At 67.4% G+C, this 18,530-nt stretch carries 16 protein-coding genes; 8 read left to right on the forward strand and 8 right to left on the reverse strand.

Translation table 11 applies throughout. From position 1 onward, the window contains the following. The 7 genes from kdpC to VJ655_RS20495 form a co-directional block, all read right to left on the reverse strand. Positions 1-594 carry a potassium-transporting ATPase subunit KdpC gene (kdpC, locus tag VJ655_RS20465; protein ID WP_324114358.1) on the reverse strand — a complete coding sequence of 198 codons (594 nt, stop codon included), beginning with the start codon at positions 592-594 and terminating at the stop codon, positions 1-3. 27 nt (positions 595-621) lie between these two features. Beyond that, on the reverse strand, positions 622-2,691 hold the full coding sequence (kdpB, locus tag VJ655_RS20470) for a potassium-transporting ATPase subunit KdpB (RefSeq protein WP_324114360.1): 2,070 nt from the start codon (positions 2,689-2,691) through the stop codon (positions 622-624). Between the two features lie 11 nt (positions 2,692-2,702). Then, positions 2,703-4,415: a potassium-transporting ATPase subunit KdpA gene (kdpA, locus tag VJ655_RS20475; RefSeq protein ID WP_324114362.1), complete on the reverse strand. Its 1,713-nt coding sequence runs from the start codon at positions 4,413-4,415 to the stop codon at positions 2,703-2,705. 329 nt (positions 4,416-4,744) lie between these two features. After that, the gene (locus VJ655_RS20480; protein WP_324114364.1) at positions 4,745-5,383 is read right to left on the reverse strand and encodes a ChrR family anti-sigma-E factor; all 639 of its coding nucleotides are present in this window, start codon (positions 5,381-5,383) and stop codon (positions 4,745-4,747) included. After that, positions 5,380-5,940 carry a sigma-70 family RNA polymerase sigma factor gene (locus VJ655_RS20485; RefSeq protein ID WP_324114366.1) on the reverse strand — a complete coding sequence of 187 codons (561 nt, stop codon included), beginning with the start codon at positions 5,938-5,940 and terminating at the stop codon, positions 5,380-5,382. The genes VJ655_RS20480 and VJ655_RS20485 overlap by 4 nt, the downstream gene beginning before the upstream one ends. 124 nt (positions 5,941-6,064) lie before the next feature. Beyond that, positions 6,065-6,853: a DUF1365 domain-containing protein gene (locus tag VJ655_RS20490; RefSeq protein WP_324114368.1), complete on the reverse strand. Its 789-nt coding sequence runs from the start codon at positions 6,851-6,853 to the stop codon at positions 6,065-6,067. A gap of 3 nt (positions 6,854-6,856) precedes the next feature. After that, entirely contained in the window at positions 6,857-8,221 is a 1,365-nt protein-coding gene (locus VJ655_RS20495; RefSeq protein WP_324114370.1) for an NAD(P)/FAD-dependent oxidoreductase, read from the reverse strand. 154 nt (positions 8,222-8,375) lie between these two features. On the opposite strand from VJ655_RS20495, the gene VJ655_RS20500 reads away from it, so the two are divergent. The 8 genes from VJ655_RS20500 to phnX all read left to right on the forward strand — a co-directional run bounded on the left by VJ655_RS20500 (position 8,376) and on the right by phnX (position 18,007). Then, positions 8,376-8,777, forward strand: a complete 402-nt coding sequence (locus VJ655_RS20500; protein ID WP_324114372.1) for a DUF2177 family protein — start codon at positions 8,376-8,378, stop codon at positions 8,775-8,777. Positions 8,778-9,052: 275 nt separating this feature from the next. After that, positions 9,053-11,839: a TonB-dependent receptor gene (locus VJ655_RS20505; protein ID WP_324114374.1), complete on the forward strand. Its 2,787-nt coding sequence runs from the start codon at positions 9,053-9,055 to the stop codon at positions 11,837-11,839. A gap of 60 nt (positions 11,840-11,899) precedes the next feature. Next, positions 11,900-12,538, forward strand: coding sequence for a sulfotransferase family 2 domain-containing protein (locus tag VJ655_RS20510; protein ID WP_324114376.1), 639 nt, complete (start codon positions 11,900-11,902; stop codon positions 12,536-12,538). A gap of 38 nt (positions 12,539-12,576) precedes the next feature. Next, on the forward strand, positions 12,577-13,161 hold the full coding sequence (locus VJ655_RS20515; protein ID WP_414647015.1) for an aspartyl/asparaginyl beta-hydroxylase domain-containing protein: 585 nt from the start codon (positions 12,577-12,579) through the stop codon (positions 13,159-13,161). Beyond that, a complete protein-coding gene (locus VJ655_RS20520; protein ID WP_324114380.1) occupies positions 13,158-15,062 on the forward strand; it encodes a tetratricopeptide repeat-containing sulfotransferase family protein in 1,905 nt (634 codons plus the stop codon). The genes VJ655_RS20515 and VJ655_RS20520 overlap by 4 nt, the downstream gene beginning before the upstream one ends. 4 nt (positions 15,063-15,066) lie before the next feature. Beyond that, positions 15,067-16,026: an aspartyl/asparaginyl beta-hydroxylase domain-containing protein gene (locus tag VJ655_RS20525; RefSeq protein WP_324114382.1), complete on the forward strand. Its 960-nt coding sequence runs from the start codon at positions 15,067-15,069 to the stop codon at positions 16,024-16,026. Between the two features lie 26 nt (positions 16,027-16,052). Further along, positions 16,053-17,189: a TIGR03364 family FAD-dependent oxidoreductase gene (locus VJ655_RS20530; protein WP_324114384.1), complete on the forward strand. Its 1,137-nt coding sequence runs from the start codon at positions 16,053-16,055 to the stop codon at positions 17,187-17,189. Then, on the forward strand, positions 17,186-18,007 hold the full coding sequence (gene phnX / locus VJ655_RS20535; protein WP_324114386.1) for a phosphonoacetaldehyde hydrolase: 822 nt from the start codon (positions 17,186-17,188) through the stop codon (positions 18,005-18,007). Before VJ655_RS20530 ends, phnX begins: the two co-directional genes overlap by 4 nt. A gap of 93 nt (positions 18,008-18,100) precedes the next feature. On the opposite strand, the gene VJ655_RS20540 is transcribed toward phnX, so the two are convergent. Beyond that, on the reverse strand, positions 18,101-18,530 hold a 430-nt coding region (locus tag VJ655_RS20540), incomplete at its 5' end, for a nuclear transport factor 2 family protein (RefSeq protein ID WP_324114388.1).

Below are 18,530 nucleotides of genomic sequence, written 5' to 3' on the forward strand. Positions count from 1 at the left end.
CTAGCCGCCCTTTGGGAAGCGGGAGTCCAGCGCCCGGTTGAGCGCCAGCACATTGACCCGCGGCTGACCGATGAAGCCCAGCAACGGCTGCTGGACCTCGGTCTCCACCACGGCCAGGACGGCGGCCTGGGCCACGCCTCGCGCCTTGGCCACGCGCGGCGCCTGGAAGCGCGCATTGGCCGGCGAGATGTCGGGATCCAGGCCGGAGGCCGACGTGGTGACGGCGTCCGCCGGAATGGGCGCGCCGGGGTTCTCGGCCCGCAGCGCGGCGGCGTCGGTCTTCTCGCGGTCGATCAGCTTGTCGTTCAGCGGGCCCATGTTCGAGCCGCTGGACGCGCCGGCGTCGTAGCCGTTCCCGGCCGCCGAGGGACGACCGTGGAAGTACTCGGGCCGGGCGAAGGCCTGGCCGATCAAGGCCGAGCCGATCACCTGACCGCTCGCGTCGCGGACCAGGCTGCCGTTGGCCTGGGCCGGGAACGCCGCCTGGGCGATCCCAGTGACCGCCATCGGATAGGCCAGGCCCAGCAGGACGGTGAACAGGCCCATCGAGACGAAGGCGGGGCGCCAAAACGGGGTTTGAGTGTGTGAAAGCATGACGGAAGACTCTCCGATAGCCGTTGTTTAGGCCAGGCCGAGGGCCGAGACCACGAGGTCGATCAGCTTGATGCCGACGAAGGGGGCGATCAGCCCGCCGATCCCGTAGAGGGTCAGGTTGCGTGACAGCAGCTTGCCGGCGCCGACGGCGCGGTACTTGACGCCCTTCAGGGCCAGCGGGATCAGGGCGACGATCACCAGGGCGTTGAAGATCACCGCCGACAGGATGGCGCTTTCCGGGCTGTGCAACCGCATGACGTTCATGGCGCCCAACGCCGGCAGCGACGCCACGAACATCGCCGGGATGATGGCGAAATACTTGGCCACGTCGTTGGCGATCGAGAAGGTCGTCAGGGCGCCGCGGGTGATCAGCATCTGCTTTCCGACCTCCACGATCTCGATGACCTTGGTCGGGTCGCTGTCGAGATCGACCATGTTGCCGGCCTCGCGCGCGGCCTGGGCGCCGGTCTGCATGGCCACGCCGACGTCGGCCTGGGCGAGGGCGGGGGCGTCGTTGGCGCCGTCGCCGCACATAGCCACCAGGCGGCCCTTGCCCTGTTCCTCGCGGATAAGACGCAGCTTGTCCTCGGGCGTGGCCTCGGCCAGGAAGTCGTCGACGCCGGCTTCGGAGGCGATGGCCGCGGCGGTCACCGGGTTGTCGCCGGTGATCATCACGGTGCGCAGCCCCATGCGGCGCAGGTCCGCGAAGCGCTCCTTCACGCCGGGCTTGACCACGTCCTTCAGATGGATGACGCCGACCAGCATACCATCCTCGCTGACGGCTAGCGGCGTGCCGCCGGAGCGGGCGATACGGTCCACGGCGGCGGAGACCTCGGCCGCTATGCTCTTGGGATCCAGCGCCAGCGAACGGTAGACGGCGTCGACCGCGCCCTTGCGCCACGAGCGGCCCGCGTGGTCGAGGCCCGACTGGCGGGTCTGGGCGGTGAACGGGATGGCGGTGGCGCCCTCCGGCGGCTCGACGGTCAGGCCGCCGTTGCGCGCCAGCTCGACGATCGAGCGCCCCTCCGGCGTCTCGTCGGCCAGCGAGGCCATCAGCGCGGCCTTCAAGGCTGCGTCGGGCCGCACGCCAGGGGCCGGGATCACCTCGGTGGCCATACGGTTGCCGAAGGTGATGGTGCCGGTCTTGTCCAACAGCAGGGTGTCGACGTCGCCGGCGGCCTCGACCGCCCGGCCCGAGGTGGCCAGGACGTTGACCTTCAGCAGGCGGTCCATGCCAGCGATGCCGACGGCGCTGAGCAGCCCGCCGATCGTCGTGGGAATGAGGGTGATGAACAGCGCGCCGAGCACCAGCGGGTCGAGGGCGACGCCGGAGAACTTGCCCAGGCCCAGCAGCGTCACGACCGCGATCAGGAAAATCAAGGTGAGCCCGGCCAGCAGCACGGCCAGGGCGATCTCGTTCGGCGTCTTGCGACGATCCGCGCCCTCGACCATGGCGATCATCCGGTCGAGGAAGGTCGAGCCCGCCTCGGCGGTGACCCGCACCTTGATCCAGTCGGAGACGACCGTGGTGCCTCCGGTGACGGCGGAGCGGTCGCCGCCGCTCTCGCGGATCACCGGGGCGCTCTCGCCAGTGATGGCCGCCTCGTTGACACTGGCCATGCCTTCGATGATCTCCCCGTCGGTCGGGATCACCTCGCCGGCCTCGACCAGGATCACCTCGCCGACGCCCAGCTTGTGGGCCGGGGTCGGGATGTAGGTTCCCGACTTGGGATCGATGATCAGCTTGGCCTTGGTGGTCACGCGCGTGGCGCGCAGGCTGTCGGCCGCCGCCTTGCCGCGGCCCTCGGCGACGCTCTCGGCCAGATTGGCGAAAAGCACCGTGGCCCACAGCCAGACGGCGACCTGGATCGCGAAGCCGGCGGCCTGGTGCGCCGCGACGGCCGCGACCGCCGAGACGCTCGCCAGCAACGCCACCACCCAGGTGGCGAAGATCACCGGATTGCCGGTCAGCTTGCGCGGATCGAGCTTGAGAAAGGCGTCCTTGGCCGCCCGGGCCAGGACGGCGCCGGAGAGGCCGCCGGCCAGGGCCGAAGCCTTGCGGCGGCCTTCGCCGGCATGGATGTCTATAGAGGTCATGGGATCACCACTCAGCGGAGGGCCGCGACCGCGCCGAGCGCCTGGAAGTGCTCGACGATCGGTCCCAGCGCCATCGCGGGGAAGAATTGCAGGCCGCCCAGGATCAGGATCACCCCGATCAGGAGGCCGACGAAGAGGCCGCCATCGGTCGGCAGCGTGCCAGCGGTGGGGGCCAGCTTGGGCTTGGACGCCAGGCTGCCGGCGATGGCCAGGACGGCGATGATCGGCAGGAAGCGGCCGAGCGCCATGGCGATCCCCAGCGTGACGTCCCACCAAGGGGCGTTGGCGGTCAACCCGGCGAAGGCCGAACCATTGTTGGCCGTGCCCGAGACGTAGGCGTAGAGGATCTCGGACAGGCCGTGCGGTCCGCTATGCATCAGCCCCTTCAGCGCTTCGGGCAGCACGGCCGCTATCCCCGAGAAGCCCAGCATCGACAGCGGGATGATCACCACCGCCAGGATCGAGAACTGGATCTCGCGCGCCTCGACCTTCTTGCCCAGATATTCGGGCGTCCGGCCGACCATCAGGCCGGCGACGAACACCGACAGCAGGGCCATGACGATCATGATGGCGACGCCCGAACCGATGCCACCCGGCAGGATCTCGCCCAGCTGCATCAGGAACATGGCGACGCCGCCGCCCAGGGGCATCAGGCTGGAGTGCATGCCGTTGACCGAGCCGTTCGAGGCGCCGGTGGTCATGGCGACCCAGGCGGCGGTGGCCGGCGCGCCGAAGCGGACTTCCTTGCCCTCCATGTTCACCGACGTGTCGACCTTGGCGGCGACCTGGGCCGGGGGGCTTTGCGTCTCTGTGGCGTAGACGCCGGCCGCGCCGGCGAACAGCAGCACGAAGGCGGCGATGACCAGGGCGCGGATGTCCTTCTTGGCCAAGACCATGCGGCCGAAGGCGAAGAAGGCGGCCCAGCCCAGGGTGTTGATCGAGACGGCCGTGATCAGGTTGGTCAGCGGCGTCGGATTTTCAAACGGATGCGCCGAGTTGACGTTGAAGATCCCGCCGCCGTTGATGCCCAGCATCTTGATCGCTTCCTGCGACGCCACGGCGTAGAGCGAGATCTTCTGCTCGGCGCCCTCCAGCGTATGGGCGGTGACGCCGGCCGACAGGGTCTGGGGCAGGCCCAGGGCCACCAGCAGAACGGCGACGACGAAGGCCAGCGGCAGCAGCACGTAGAGCGTGGTGCGGACCAGGTCGGCCCAGAAGTTGCCGACGCCTTCGCCCCGATTGGCCACGAACGCCCGAGCCAGGGCGGCGGCCACGGTCGCGCCGGTGGCGGCCGAGACGAAGTTCTGCACCGTCAGCACCAACATCTGGCTGAGCGTCGACATGGTGGTCTCGCCCCCATAGCTCTGCCAGTTGGTGTTGGTGACGAAGCTGATCGCCGTGTTGAACGACAGGTGCCCCGACAGGCCCGGGAAGCCCTGCGGGTTCAGCGGCAGCACGCCCTGCAGGCGCAGCACCGCGTAGACGAAGAAGAACCCGATCAGGTTGAAGGCCAGCAACGCCAGGGCGTAGGCGTGCCAGCTCTGGCTCTTCTTCGGATCGACGCCGCAGGCGGCGTAGAACAGGCCCTCGACGGGACGCATCACCGGGTCGAGGAAGGTGCGCTCGCCATTCCAGACGCGCGCCATGAAAACGCCCAGCGGCCAGCCGATGGCGACCGCCAGGCTCAGGGTAAGGGCGATCTCCGCCCATCCTTGCCATATCATTTGGAGAGTTCCGTCAGAACTTGTCGGGACGCAGCATCGCCGCGACCATGTAGCCGGCGATCAGGATCGCTCCGCCTGCCCAAAGCACGCTTACGAACACGGTCAAACGCGCCTCAGCGCGGCGACGAACGCGCCGAACAGCGCGAACAGGCTCAAGGCCAGCGCGCCATAGAGAAGATCAGCCATCGAGGCCTCCTTTTGTGTCGGAGGCCAGGGACCATGAAGTCGCGTAAGGGCTCCATGCTGAAGGGGAGCGCCGGCATAAGGACGATATAAAGGAGCCGCGCCCGTCCCGGGCGTTCAGGGGGCGGCGGCCCTGGGCTAGCGCTTCAAAGACGAACGAACGGCGCCAGCAGTCGGCCTAGTTTGCCGGGTAGCCTGATCTGGCCGTCCAGCGCCGCCACGCACAGGCAGGGTTCAGCAGAGACGACGCGCGGCTGATGGGTCACGCTGGGATCGGCTTCTTCGAAGTCGCCGGGCGAGAACACGCCGTCCTCGGTGGCGTAGGCGCCGTTGATGACACAGGTCAGTTCGACGCCGCCATGGGTGTGGCGCGGCGCGCACTGGCCGGGCGCGATCCGTAGCAGGATGACCCGGCAGTCGCCGTCGCGCGGCCCCAGCACGTCGCGGACATGGACGCCCGGGCCCAGCCAGCGCCACGGCCCGAGGGGGAAGTGACGCAACGGCGCCGGTAGCGACGCGTCGGCCCCTTTCGGAACCGCCGGTTCGCCCGAGGACGCAGGCGCGTCGAGCAGCGCCAGGGTCGCATCGAGAGCCTGGCCGTCGAGCGCGATGGGCTCGGCCTCTTCCAGAATGGCGCCGCCGATCGCTTCGCCAAGGTCGGTCCAGGCCCGGGTCTGCGGACGCAGCGCCAGATGGGTCGCCACCACGACGGATTCCGGAACGCTCAGCGTGCCGGCGGCGTAGGCCAGGAGGCGCTCCTCGCTAGGTTGGCGTCGAAGGCTCATGCCGCGCCTCCCGCGTCACGCTCGATGAAGGCGCGAAGCTTCATCATCCCGAACCGGATACGCGCCTTGACGGTTCCGAGCGGCACACCCAGGGCCTGGGAAATCTGCGTGTGGGTTTGCTCGTGGAAGAAGGCCATCTCGATCGCCTGGGCTTGGTCGGGGTTGAGGGTCCTTATCGCGGCCCTCACGCGTTTGGCTTCCTGCAGGCCGTTCACGATCGCATCGGGCTGAGGCGGATCTTCGTCGTCCGGAGCGAAGTCCTCGGCATAGACGGCGCGATCGGCGCGGCGAAGGCCGTCGATCCTGAGATTGCGCGCGATGGTGAAGATCCAGGCCGCGGCCGAGGCGCGCGAGGGATCGAAGAGGTGCGCCTTGCGCCATACCGACAGCAAGGTCTCCTGCGCCAACTCCTCGGCCGTGGACGGGGGGGATCCGCTACGCATCAGAAGCGCCTTCACCCGGGGGGCGTAGTGACTGAACAGGGTGGCGAAGGCGTCCCGGTCTTGATCGGCGGCGATCCGCGCGATGCAGGCGTTGAAATCCTCCGGCGCGGTCATGGCGCGGAGACTTCGGGCGCGATGGGAAAGGGCCTGAGTCGCATGCATGAACAGGATACGAGAGAGAGCCTGGGTTGGACGACAGGGCGTTCGCAGAATCTTCGGCGGTGGAGCGAGGGCGTCCTCAGACCAGGTCTCCCAGGGTGACGGCGCGACCGGGCGGCGGCGGGCGGCGACGTAGGCCGATCCCGCGCGCCAGGATCCGCAAGGCTTCCCAGTGGATGCCCGCGATGACCTTGAAGCTCAACAGAGGATGGCGCAGCCAGGTCTTCAAGAGCGCGGCGTCGGTCAGCGGCGCGCGCTGGCCCGTGAACGTGGCCGTCAGGATCCGCTCGTCGCCGCGACTGACGCAGACCGTGACCCCGATCCGCTCCTCGGGCGGGAGGATCTCGAAGTCGTAGATGAGGTCCATGTCCATGAACGGCGAGACGAAGAACCGCTTGGGCGCGGTCTGGCGCACATAGGGCGATGCGGTATTGGGGGGCGATGCGGTGTCGGGCGCTGCGACCAGATAGCTGTGCCGTTCGCCGAAGGTGTTGCGAACCTCGTAGAGGATCGCCGCCAGCCGGCCGTCGGCATGATGGCAGAAATAGAGGCTCAAAGGATTGAAGCCGTAGCCGAGGATGCGCGGCATGCACAGCAGTCGGACCGGGCCCTCGGCGATGATCCCCGCTTCCGCCAGCGTGCGGGTCGCATAGGCCTTCAGGTCCGTTCCCGAGCGATCGCCGTGGTCGGCGGCGCGGAATGACATCAGGCCGAACGCGCCGGACTTCAGCAGCCGCAGCCGGGAGAACAGGCCGGGCAGCTGGTCGAGGTCCAGCAGCAGCATGAAGATGCGGTAGCGCAGCCGATGGGCTCTCGGCGAAAACCGCGCGTGGGTGACGACGCCTTCGTAGATGGCCGAGGCGCTCACGGCTCAGGCGGCCCGTTCCAGGTCGGGCGAGCGGATGATGATCCGGTCGCTCTCCTGGGCCACGCGCCAGGGCCGCCGGACCCCGCCCAGCTGTTCGGCCACGGCGAGGCCCGCCTGCAGGCCATCCTCATGGAAGCCAGCGCCGAAATAGGCGCCGCAGAACCAGGCGCGGCGTGAACCCTGGAGCGACCAGAGCGCCTTTTGAGCGTTCAGCGCGGCCGCGTCGAAATGAGGGTGCTCGAAACCGCGGGTCTCATGAACGAGGTCTTCGCGCGGGGCGATGTGGGGATTGAGCGTGACGAACAGCGGGGGCGTCTGGCGCAGGCTCTGAAGGTGGTTCATCCAATAGCTGACGCAGCCGCTGGCCGGGTCGTCGCGGCGGCCCAGGTGGTTCCAGCTGGCCCAGGCGAGGCGGCGTCGCGGCATCAGGCGACGATCCTGGTGAAGGACCACCTCGTTCGAGGTGTAGCGGAAAGCCCCGAGCAAGGCCCGCTCGCGCTCGTCGGCGTCGGACAGCAGGTTCAGCGTGGTCGGCGCATGCGTCGCGAACACCACCTGGTCGAATGTGGTCTCCCGACCGTCCTCCTCGACGATCCGCACGCAATCCTCTAGCCGCCGCACGGACTTGATCCGGGCCGAGAGCCGCACACGCCCCTGGAACGCCTCGGCGAGGCTGTCCACATAGCGTCGGCTGCCACCGTCGACCGTGCGCCAGGTGCGGCGACCCACGAAGCGCAGGAGGTCGTGGTTCTCGAAGAAGCGGATGAAGGCCGCGGCGGGATGATCGCCCACGCCCTCGATGCTGGCCGACCAGATCGCCGCCGCCATCGGCAGCAGGTGATCTTGTTGCAGGGCCGCGCCATAGCCTTGCGCGCGCAGGTACTCGCTCAAGGAGATGACCGGATCCAGCGTCGCCAGATGACCCGGGGCGCTCCGGTAGAAGCGGTTGAGATCGCGCAGCATCGACCAGAACCGCGGTCGAAGCAGCGCGCTGGGCTGGGCGAACAGCGAGGCTAGGCTCTTGCTGCCGTACTCCAGCTCGCCGTCGTCCAGCGAGATGGCCAGAGACATGTCGGCCGGCTTGGTCGGCGTGCCCAGGTGGCGGAACAGCGCGGTCAGGTTCGGATAGTTCACCTCGTTATAGACGATGAAGCCCATGTCGACGGAGATGGGGCCGCCGGGCGAGGGGACCTCGACGGTGTGGGCGTGCCCGCCCAGCCGGTCGGCCGCCTCGAACAGGGTGACGTCGTGGCGCTGGCCCAGCAGCCAGGCGCAGGAGAGTCCGGAGATTCCGGCCCCGATCACGGCGACGCGCAAGGGCGCGGTCGGGCCGCGCAGGGACGCGAGCGAGGTTGGCGAATCCGGCATCGAAGTCTCCAGAGGCGTCGGAGGCGAGGGCGTTGACGGGGATAGCTACGGCTGGCGCGGCGACGCGGATGGATGCGTCCAACGGGATTTTTCGGGCGTAACCCCTGCATCGTCCCGTCACGCCGACTCCGTGCGGGCGCAAAAGGAGCCCGCCATGAAGATCCTGGTCGCCTACATCGCTTCGCTGGCGGCGTTCGTCGCGCTCGACTTGGTGTGGTTGAGCGCGATGGTCCAGCGGCTATATCGGCCCGCCTTGGGCGAGATGCTGGCGGAGCAGCCGAAGCTTCCCGCCGCCGTGGTCTTCTATCTGGTCTACGGGGTGGGCCTGGCGCTTCTGGCGGTGGCTCCGGCGCTCAAGGAAGGCTCCGCCGGCCGCGCCGTCCTGAACGGACTGGTCTTCGGCGCGGTGGCCTACGCCACCTACGATCTGACCAACATGGCGACGCTGAGAACCTGGTCGATGAAGGTCACCATCGCCGACATCGCCTGGGGCGCGTGCGCGACGGGGCTCGCCGCCCTGGCCGGCTATGCCGCCGTGCGCGCGATGGTGAAATAGTCCGGTCCTGAGCCCCCGCCTTCGCGAAAAGCTATTTTGGTATAGTCCAAAATACCAGGCGAGGTTATGGCCGCATCGCTTTCGAGGCTCCGTCTTCGACGGGCTCGCGCCCCGTGCCTGGCGGAAGCGAGGCGAACGCCTCAAGACCTGCTTGAGTCTGCTCCTAGTAAGCGGCCTCCGCGAATTCCCGCAGTCGTAGCCTGATTGTCACGGAGGTGTCGTCGCAAGCTGCTCTAAGCGCTCTGGTCCATACCAGTTGGGGCAGGTGGAGCACTATGTCTATTCGATATCCCGTCCAGGCCACGCGCCTGAATTTCAAGCGTTTCCTGCTGACCACGGTCGCGGTGCTGGTCGCCGGCGCCGGTCCGCGAGTCGCTCTGGCGCAACAGGCCTCCGGCGACACGGTCGAGGAAGTGGTCGTCACCGGCTTCCGCAAGTCGCTCAGCGACGCGCGCGCCATCAAGCGCGACTCGGTCATCCAGAAGGACGCGATCGTCGCCGAGGACATGGCGAAGTTCCCGGAACTGAACCTGGCTGAATCGCTGCAGCGCCTGCCGGGGGTGCAGATCAACCGCGAAGCCGGTGAAGGCCGCCGCATCTCGTTGCGCGGCCTGGGCCCGGATTTCGCCCGCGTTCAGCTCAACGGCATGGAAGTGCTGGGCAACGTCGACTCCGCCCAGGACAGCCGCGGCCAGCGCTCGCGCGACCGCGCGTTCGATTTCAACATCTTCGCCTCGGAGTTGTTCTCGAAGGTGGAGGTCGAAAAGACCTTCGAGGCGTCCCAGAACGAAGGCGGCATGGCCGGCACGGTCGGCCTCTTCACCGGCAAGCCGTTCGACTATGCGCCGGGCAGCAAGGGCGCTGTGTCGGTCAAGCTGGGCACCAACCAATATACCAAGGACACCCAGCCGCGCATCGCCGCTCTGTTCAGCCAGAACTGGGACAACAAGTTCGGCGTCGCGGTTTCGGTCGCCTACAGCAAGCGCGAGACCACCGAGCAGGGTCACAACACCTATAACTATGACAAGCTGAGCGCGGCGGACATGCGCAAGCTGGTCACCAACGGCCTGGACATCTCCCATCTGACCGCCGCGCAGCAAGCCAAGTTCCTGTCCGGCGACCTCTATATCGCCGATGGCAATCGCATCTCCTCCTGGAACTCGAAGGCCGAGCGACTGGGTCTGACGGGCGCGGTGCAGTGGAAGCCGGTGGACAATCTCCTGCTGACGCTCGACGTGTTGCACGGCGAGTTCACGACCCATCGCAACGAGTATCATCTGGCCACGCGGCCGCTGGGCTCGGGGACGAAGTCGTTCGCGTTCGACACCCCCGCGGGCGGCGTCTGGCCGTCACAGTTCCAGAAGGGTTCGGTGCTCAATAACCTGGCGTGGGACGCCAGCAACTATGTCACCCTGACCGATGTCACGGGTACGACCTTCGGCAGCGAGCATCGCCGGTCGTTGAACGAGAACCGCTTCAACCAGGTCGCGCTGACCGGCAAGTGGGACCTGTCCGATCGCCTCACGATCGATGGTCACGTCGGCTACGAGAAGTCGACCTACAAGACCCCCTATGACGACAAGCTCTACATGCGCGCCAAGGGTAACATGATCGCCAACTACGGCGCTGAAGGCCAATCGGCGACGTTCTCCTATCCGGGCTTCAACGCCACCGACCCGGCCAACTACGCGCTGGATTCCTTCTACTATCGCGGCTTCAACAACCAGTCGGAACTGAAGGAAGGCGTGTTGAACGCCCGGTACGAGCTGAACGACGTGTGGACCCTGCGCGCTGGCGTGGCCTACCACAAGTTCACGCAAGGTGGCCGGGACCTGTTCTATGACGACAACGTCAACGGCACCCGGTCCAAGATGCGCGGTAAGTCGGTCTCCGACGTCACCAGCGTGTTCACCAACGAGTTCGGCTCGTGGCTGGTCGGCGACTACGACAAGACCTTCGCCAAGTACAACGAGTACCACCGGTTCGGCCCCAACAAGGACGGCACGGGCGGCGCGCTCCAGGACATCGAGAACGTCTACGAGACCTCCGAAGAGACCGTGTCCGAGTACGTGCAGGCGGACTGGGACAGCGAACTGATGGGCAAGCGCTTCCGCGGCAATATCGGCCTGCGCGGCTATCAGACCGACACCCACGGCACCGGCTGGATCCAGGGCGACAGCTACGCCTATCTGGGCACGACCGACGTGAAGGGCAGCTATTCAGGCGTTCTGCCGGCCCTGAACACGGTGCTTGAACTGACGCCCGAGGTGATGGTGCGCTTCTCCGCCACGCAAAACCTGAACCGTCCGGGCCTGGGCTCGATGGCGGCCAAGGGCAGCGCCTTCCAGTCCGACAGCGGCGATATCACGGCGTCGCGCGGCAATCCCAACCTGAAGCCCTACAAGGACACCACGCTGGACGTGGCGGCCGAATACTACTTCGGCCAGGACGGGCTGCTCTCGGCGAGCGTGTTCCACAAGAGCCTGAAGAACTTCATCGGCACTCAGACGCTTGAGAACGTGCCGTTCAGCCAGACGGGCGTGCCTTACACCACGATCCCCGGGGCGACGGCCAATTCGATCGTCAAAGAGTTCGACATGCCGATCAATATCGCCGGCACGAAGCAGCTGACCGGCGTGGAACTGGCCGCGCAGGGCCAATTCTCATTCCTGCCCGCGCCGTTCGACAAGCTGGGCGCTGTGGTGAACTACACCTATGTCGACGCCGACGAGGCGCTCACCGGCATCTCGAACACCAGCTATAACGCCACGCTCTACTACGAAACCGACCATTGGGGCCTGCGGAGCTCCTTGAGCCATCGCAACAAATGGTTCAGCGGCCACAGTGACAGCCTGATGAGCGCCAGCACGCGCGGGTTCCAGGGATCCACCTATGTGGACGCCTCGGCCTTCCTCAACGTCTCGAGCGCGCTTCAGCTCACGCTGAACGCGATCAACTTGACGAACCAGAAGGACACTCAGTTCTGGGGGCAGAACGAGTATCTCTATAACCAGACCCAGAGCGGTTCGACCTACATGGTCGGTCTTCGCTACAAGTTCTGATGATCCGATGAGCGCCTCACTCTTTCGAGAGTGGGGCGCTCTTCTCTACGTTCAAGAAACATGATTATTTCCCATCGCCACCGTTTCATCTTCGCCGCGGTGCCCAAGACTGGCACCCATTCGGTGCGGCAGGCCCTGCGCGAGCACTTGGGCGATGAGGACGTCGAACAGGTGGGCCTGTTCGTCAACAAGCGCTTCCCCTGGCAGGATCTGGCGGCGATCCAGCACGGCCACCTCGCCCTCCGCCAGGTGCGGCCCCATCTCGGCGAGGAGACTTTCGCCGGCTATTTCAAGTTCGCCTTCGTGCGCAATCCGTTCGACCGCTTCGTGTCCTACTGCGCGTTCATGCTGCGGGGCGGCGACGTCTTCCAGCGCCAGCCGCGCGAGGCGATGCGCCACTTCCTGTTCGCCGAACCGCCCGAGGGTCACATCCTGTTCCAGCCCCAAGCCCGGCTGCTGGTGGATGACGACGGCAAGACCCCGCTGGCCGACGCGGTCGGCCGGGTCGAGGACATGCAGGGCTCCTACGACGCCATCTGCGCGCGCATCGGCATCCCCTCCCGGCCGCTCGACCGCGTCAACGGCAGCAAGCACGGCGACTATCGTCAGTATTACGACCAGACCCTGATCGATGGCGTCGCCGCACGCTACGCTCAGGACCTGGAGCTGTTCGGCTACAGCTTCGAGGGCGTGCGGTGAGCGCCGTCTCGGGGCCTGCGGCCAACCCGCGCAAGACCATGACCGTTCGCAAGCTCGGTCCTGTGGATGTCGACGCCTTGCGCGCGGCCGTGCTGGCGATCCCCGAGGCGGTCTGGGCGTTGGAGAACGCCGCCAAGCCGAACAAATTCGAGGTGTTGGACGGCACGCGGCACATCGTCTTCCGTTTCTTCGACAGCCCTCGCGACTGGCGCGGGTCCCACGATCGCGCGGCTTGGCCGCAATGGCGTGGCCTGTTGGAACCCGTGCTGGCTCAGGCCGTCCGCGACTACGGTTATGCGCGCGGGGTTTTCCCTCGGGTGATGCTGGCCAGGATGCCGGCGGGCGGGGTGATCCATCCTCACATCGACGCCAATCCGGCGGCCAAGTGGCCCCACAAGATCCACGTGCCGCTGACGACCAACCCCGGCGTGGTGTCGTTCTTCGGCGCCGCCGAGCATCACTTTCCGCAAGGCGAGGCGGTGGAGGTCGACAACCTCGGCCCCCACTGGGTGCGCAACGACGGCGACACCGACCGCATCCACCTGATCTTCGAATATTACGACGCCGACCAGCCGGACCCGGACTGGCTGGAGCCGTTCTTGCTGGCCGGTGGGGCGCGATGAATAGCGAGCGCGACGCGCTGCTGGGGGAAGCCAGGAACCTCCGGGCCCGCCAACGCATCCCGGAAGCCCTGGCGGTGCTGGCTCGGCTGCAGGCGCTGCATCCCCGGTTCAGCCGCCTCTATCAGGAGCGCGGCCATTGCCATGCCCTGATGCGGGACGGGCCGGCGGCCATCGAGGCGTTGCGTGAGGCGGTGCGGCTCAATCCCACGCTGCCGGCCTGCTGGGACATGCTGGCGCAGCTCCACCGCCTGTCGGGCGACATGGCCCAGGCGGCCGCGGCCGCTCAGCACCTGGCGGCGCTCGAACAGCTTCCGTCGCGGGTGGTGGTGGCCAACAGCCTGCTGGCCGACGGCGATCTTGAGTCGGCCGAAGAGGTCATCCGGGACTACCTGCGCCAGGACGGCGGCAATGTGGGCGCCCTGCGCCTGCTGGCCAGGATCCGCGGCGAGCGTGGCGCGCCAGCGGAGGCCGAGGCGCTGCTGAAGTCGGTGCTCGAGCGCGCCCCAGACTACCATGCCGCGCGGCTCGACTACGCCATGGCGCTCTTGCAGCAGCAGAAGCACCAGCAGGCAAGGCGGGAGGCCGAGCGCCTGCTGGCGCACGACCCGAACCACCGCGAATACCTCAAGCAGTACGCCGCGGCCTGCATCGGCCTGGGCGACCATGAGCCTGTCATCGATCTCTATGCTCGCCTGCTGGCGGACGAAGGTTTGCCGGAGGCGGAGATCGCCGACCTGCGCCTGTGGCGGGCGAACGCCCTGAAGATCGTTGGCCGCCAGGCCGAGGCCATCGCCGACTACCGCGCCTCCCTGGCGGCGCGACCGGACAGCGGCGTGGCCTGGTTCAGCCTCGCCAACCTCAAGACCTACGGCTTCACCGACGACGACATCGAACGCCTGCGCGCCGCGCAGGCCCGCAACGACGTCCAGGACATGGATCGCGTCTACTTGTCTTTCGCCCTGGGCAAGGCGCTGGAGGACCGAGGCGACCATGAGGCTTCATGGCGATGCTACGAGCGCGGCAATGCGGTGCGACGCGCCTTGGGCCGCTGGCGCCCGGACGTCGCCGAAACCTGCGCCCTGAAGCTCAAGCGCGTGTTCACCGCCGCGGTCTTCGCCGAGCGCACCGGTTGGGGCGTGGACGACCCGGCGCCGATCTTCATTCTGGGACTGCCGCGCTCCGGCTCGACCCTGATCGAGCAGATCCTGGCCTCCCATTCGCGCGTTGAGGGCACGCAGGAACTGACCGAGATCGGCCGGTATGCCGGCGAACTATGCGGTCGCGATCCCGACTGCGGCCTGCCGTTGGATCCCGAGGCGCTGCTTCGCCTGGCGGCGGGGGAGACGAGGGCGCTCGGCGAGCGCTTCCTGGCCGAGACGGCGGTCTATCGCCGGATGGGGCGACCGTTCTTCATCGACAAGATGCCCAACAACTTCTGGCATATCGGCCTGATCCACCTGATCCTGCCTGGCGCCATGATCATCGACGCGCGGCGCGAGCCCATGGGCTGCTGCTTCAGCAATCTCAAGCAGCTGTTTGGCACGAACAATCAGGAATTCACCTACGGCGTCGACGACATCGCCCGCTACTACAGAACCTATCTGGATCTGATGCGACATTGGGACGAGGTGCTGCCTGGTCGGGTGCTGCGCGTCCAGTATGAGGACGTGGTCGAGGATCTGGAAGGCGGCGTGCGGCGCATGCTGGCCGCATGCGCTCTGCCTTTCGAACCGGCCTGTCTGGCCTTCCACGAGACCCGGCGCAGCATCCGCACGCCCAGCTCCGAACAGGTGCGCCAGCCCATCGGCCGGGACGGGCTCTCGCAATGGGAACGCTATGGGCCTTGGCTGACGCCGCTACGGGCCGCGTTAGGCGACGCCGTGACCGGATACAGGGGCTGACCTCATGCGGCTGCCGCACCCCTTCTATCAGCTGCCGGTGCTTTTCGACGTAGCGCGCCTGCAGGCCGAGGTCGCGGCCTTGCCGGTCGAGGCCTGGGTTCCGCATCCCGATCGCGTGCAGGGCAACAGCGCCGCCCGGCTGATAAGCGCCGGTGGGGCCGAGACGGACTCCGTGCACGGACAGATGCTGCCGACGCCCTGGCTTCAGGCCATGCCCTACCTGCAACAGGTCCTGGCCGGCTTTGGCGTGGTGTGGAGCCGTTCACGGCTGATGCGCCTGGCGCCCGGCGCCGACGTGCCCGAGCATGCCGACATCAACTACCACTGGCACACGCGGGTTCGGCTGCACATTCCGGTCTTCACCCAGCCGGCCGTGCGTTTTCACTGCGATGGGCAGTCCGTGCACATGGCCGCGGGCGAGGCCTGGATCTTCGACAACTGGCGCCGGCATCATGTGGAAAACAGGGCCAGCCAGGACCGTATCCACCTTGTGGCCGACACCACCGGCACGGCGGCGTTCTGGCGGTTCGCTCGCGGACCGGCGCCGCCGCGCGACCAATGGCGGACGATGGCCTGGGATCCCCGCAACGACCTGGAACTGCTCACGGAGGTCGACCACCGCGATCCGGTCATGCCCGCCGCCGAGGTGCAGTGGCTGATCGATGACCTCCGCGCGGAATTGGCGATCACCACGGACACCACCGAAGCCAGGACGCGCGCCGCGCGGTTCGACAGGCTGCTGGAGGACTTCGTGTTCGACTGGCGCCAGCTCTGCGCCCTGCACGGCGTCAGCGGGCGAGGCCGAGCGGACTTCTTGCGCCTGGCGCGCGCCGCGCACGAGGCCGCCAAGCCGCTCTCCGACGGTCTCGTCATGCGAACCAATGACGCCGGCGCTCTACTGGTGCTGGAAAAGCGCGTCCTGCAGCATCTGGTCGCTGACATGGTCGGCGGGACGCCAGAGTAACCCCTACAAGTTTTGGAAACCCATCTTTGGAACAGACCTTCGATCTCGCCGTGGTCGGCGCCGGCGTTGTTGGCCTGGCGCACGCCCTGGCCGGCGTACGCTTGGGCAAGCGTGTCATCGTGGTGGACCGCGACGCCCAGGCCAACGGCGCCTCGGTGCGCAACTTCGGCTTCGTGACCGTCACGGGCCAGGCGCGAGGCGAGGTGTGGCGGCGGGCTCGTCGCTCGGCGCAGCTGTGGAACGAGGTGGCGGGTCCGGCGGGGATCGCGGTTCTGCAACGAGGCCTGACCATGGTCGCTCGTCGACCGGAGGCCAGGGCGGTTCTGGAAGCTTTTCTCGAGACCGAGATGGCCGAGGGCTGCGCCTGGCGCGAGGCCGGCGACCTCGGCGATCGGCTGCCCGGAGGCGGGGAGGTGCTCGGCGCCCTGACCAGCACGGTCGACCTGCGCGTCGAGTCTCGCACCGCCATCCCGCGCCTGGCCACCTTGCTGGAGTCCGCCCACGGTGTGACCTTCCTGCGCGGCGCGGCGGTGCGCGGTGTCGAGACCGGACGATTGGAGACATCGGCCGGCGTGATCCGGGCCGAGAGCATCGTCGTCTGTCCGGGCGACGACCTGGTCACCCTGTTTCCGGACACCTTCGCACGGGCCGGGGTGACGCGCTGCAAGCTGCAGATGCTGCGTCTGGCCGATCCGGGCTGGCGTCTGCCCGCGCCGGTGATGTCGGACCTGGGTCTCATCCGCTACCTCGGCTACGCCGATCTGCCGCAAACGGCCGCCGTGCGCGCGCGTCTGGAGGACGAGCAGGCCGCGCACCTGGAGCACGGCGTCCACCTGATCGTGGCGCAGAGCGCCGACGGCTCCCTGGTGGTCGGCGACAGCCATCACTACGCGACCACGCCCGATCCCTTCGGGCGCGACGATGTCGACGCCCTGATCCTCGACGAGTTCGAGAAGGTGTTCGGCCAGGCGCCGCCCTCGGTGCTGGAACGCTGGACGGGCACCTACGCCTCGGCCGACGGTCACAGCCTGGTCGAGGCTCCCATGCCGAGCGTGCGTCTGGTGGTGGTGACCGGGGGCACGGGCGCCTCGACCGCCTTCGGCCTGGCCGAGGAGGTGCTCGCCGACCTCTATGAACTGCCCCAGCCTGGAGCCGCCGCATGACCAACAGCCCTATCCAGGCCGTCGTCTTCGACTGGGCCGGAACTATGATCGACTTCGGCTGCCGCGCCCCCGTGGTGGCCCTGCGCGAGGTCTTCGCCGAGGCGGGCGTGGAGATCACCGAGGCCGAGGCGCGGGCCGACATGGGCAAGGCCAAGCGCGATCACGTGCGCGCCCTGCTGGCCACGCCGCGTATCGCAGGCCTCTGGGCGAAGCGCTACGGCGCGGCCTCGACGGAGGTCGATGTCGACCGCCTGCACGACGCCGTCGAGCCCCGGATGCGCGCGGCCGCTCGCGACTGCGCCACGCTGATCCCCGGCGCGGCCGAGCTGGCCGCCGACCTGCGGGCGAGGGGCGTCAAGATCGGCTCCACCACGGGCTACACCCGTCCGATGATGGCCGACATCCTGCCGCTGGCGGCCGACCAGGGCTATGCGCCCGAGGTGGTGGTCTGCGCCGGCGAGACGGCGCAGGGGCGTCCTTCGCCGCTGATGATGTGGAAGGCCCTGGTCGAACTCGGCGCCTGGCCGGCGCGGGCCTGCGTCAAGGTCGACGATGCGGTCGTCGGGATCGGGGAGGGGCTGGAGGTCGGCGCCTGGACGGTCGGCCTGTCGGCCTCGGGCAACGGCGTCGGCCTTGCGGCGGACGTGTTGGCGGGCCTGTCGGCCGAAGAGCGCGCCGCGCGGATCGAAGCCTCCACCCAGGCGCTGCGTGAATCCGGCGCGCACTATGTCGTCGAGAGCGTCGCCGACCTCGGCCCGGTGCTAGCCGAGATCGAGGCGCGGATCATGCGGGGTGAGAGCCCCGTGGGCCGGCGCTAGGATCGATCGAATTTCGGTGGTCTCGAGTTTCATTCGAACATCAGTATTTATTATCTACTCCGCCACCTGAGCCGAGCGTAATTGAGTGGGAGACTAATTCGGATTCTTTACAGACGGAGCGAAGGTGATGATCTTGGTGATCTGCCCGTTGCGACCGACTGTGATTTGATCCCCTCCGCGAGCGAACTCTCTACCATCGGCCTGAATGATAACCCAAGTCAGCAGAGCGACATTGTGGTGCGAAGAGACATCGCCGATCTCGAAATGCCCTCCCGGAAATCTCTTGTGGAAGGTGGCCATGTCTTCGATGACCAACGATCGACCGGTGGACAGGTCATGTCTGGCGGTCTGGTATTCAATTTTCTCGCTTAAAACCTCGTTGGAGATTTTCAGGCGCTCTTCGACAGAGGTCGTATTCCACGCGCTCAGATATTTTTCGTATATCTTCCAGGCTTCTTGATTGGTCATGGCTAGTGCTTCCCTTTTCGCCGGATCTGAAGCTGCTTGTGCGGAAGCCGGGACC

This window comes from Caulobacter sp., from assembly GCF_035254145.1.
Taxonomy (GTDB): Bacteria; Pseudomonadota; Alphaproteobacteria; order Caulobacterales; family Caulobacteraceae; genus Caulobacter.

Coding starts and splice junctions, on each gene's coding strand:
- VJ655_RS20515 (WP_414647015.1), top strand. CDS start 12,577: ATGACCGTTCGCAAGCTCGGTCCTGTGGATGTCGACGCCTTGCGCGCG.
- VJ655_RS20520 (WP_324114380.1), top strand. CDS start 13,158: ATGAATAGCGAGCGCGACGCGCTGCTGGGGGAAGCCAGGAACCTCCGG.
- VJ655_RS20505 (WP_324114374.1), top strand. CDS start 9,053: ATGTCTATTCGATATCCCGTCCAGGCCACGCGCCTGAATTTCAAGCGT.
- phnX (WP_324114386.1), top strand. CDS start 17,186: ATGACCAACAGCCCTATCCAGGCCGTCGTCTTCGACTGGGCCGGAACT.
- VJ655_RS20485 (WP_324114366.1), bottom strand. CDS start 5,940: ATGACCGCGCCGGAGGATTTCAACGCCTGCATCGCGCGGATCGCCGCC.
- kdpC (WP_324114358.1), bottom strand. CDS start 594: ATGCTTTCACACACTCAAACCCCGTTTTGGCGCCCCGCCTTCGTCTCG.
- VJ655_RS20525 (WP_324114382.1), top strand. CDS start 15,067: ATGCGGCTGCCGCACCCCTTCTATCAGCTGCCGGTGCTTTTCGACGTA.
- VJ655_RS20495 (WP_324114370.1), bottom strand. CDS start 8,221: ATGCCGGATTCGCCAACCTCGCTCGCGTCCCTGCGCGGCCCGACCGCG.
- VJ655_RS20500 (WP_324114372.1), top strand. CDS start 8,376: ATGAAGATCCTGGTCGCCTACATCGCTTCGCTGGCGGCGTTCGTCGCG.
- kdpA (WP_324114362.1), bottom strand. CDS start 4,415: ATGATATGGCAAGGATGGGCGGAGATCGCCCTTACCCTGAGCCTGGCG.
- kdpB (WP_324114360.1), bottom strand. CDS start 2,691: ATGACCTCTATAGACATCCATGCCGGCGAAGGCCGCCGCAAGGCTTCG.
- VJ655_RS20510 (WP_324114376.1), top strand. CDS start 11,900: ATGATTATTTCCCATCGCCACCGTTTCATCTTCGCCGCGGTGCCCAAG.
- VJ655_RS20480 (WP_324114364.1), bottom strand. CDS start 5,383: ATGAGCCTTCGACGCCAACCTAGCGAGGAGCGCCTCCTGGCCTACGCC.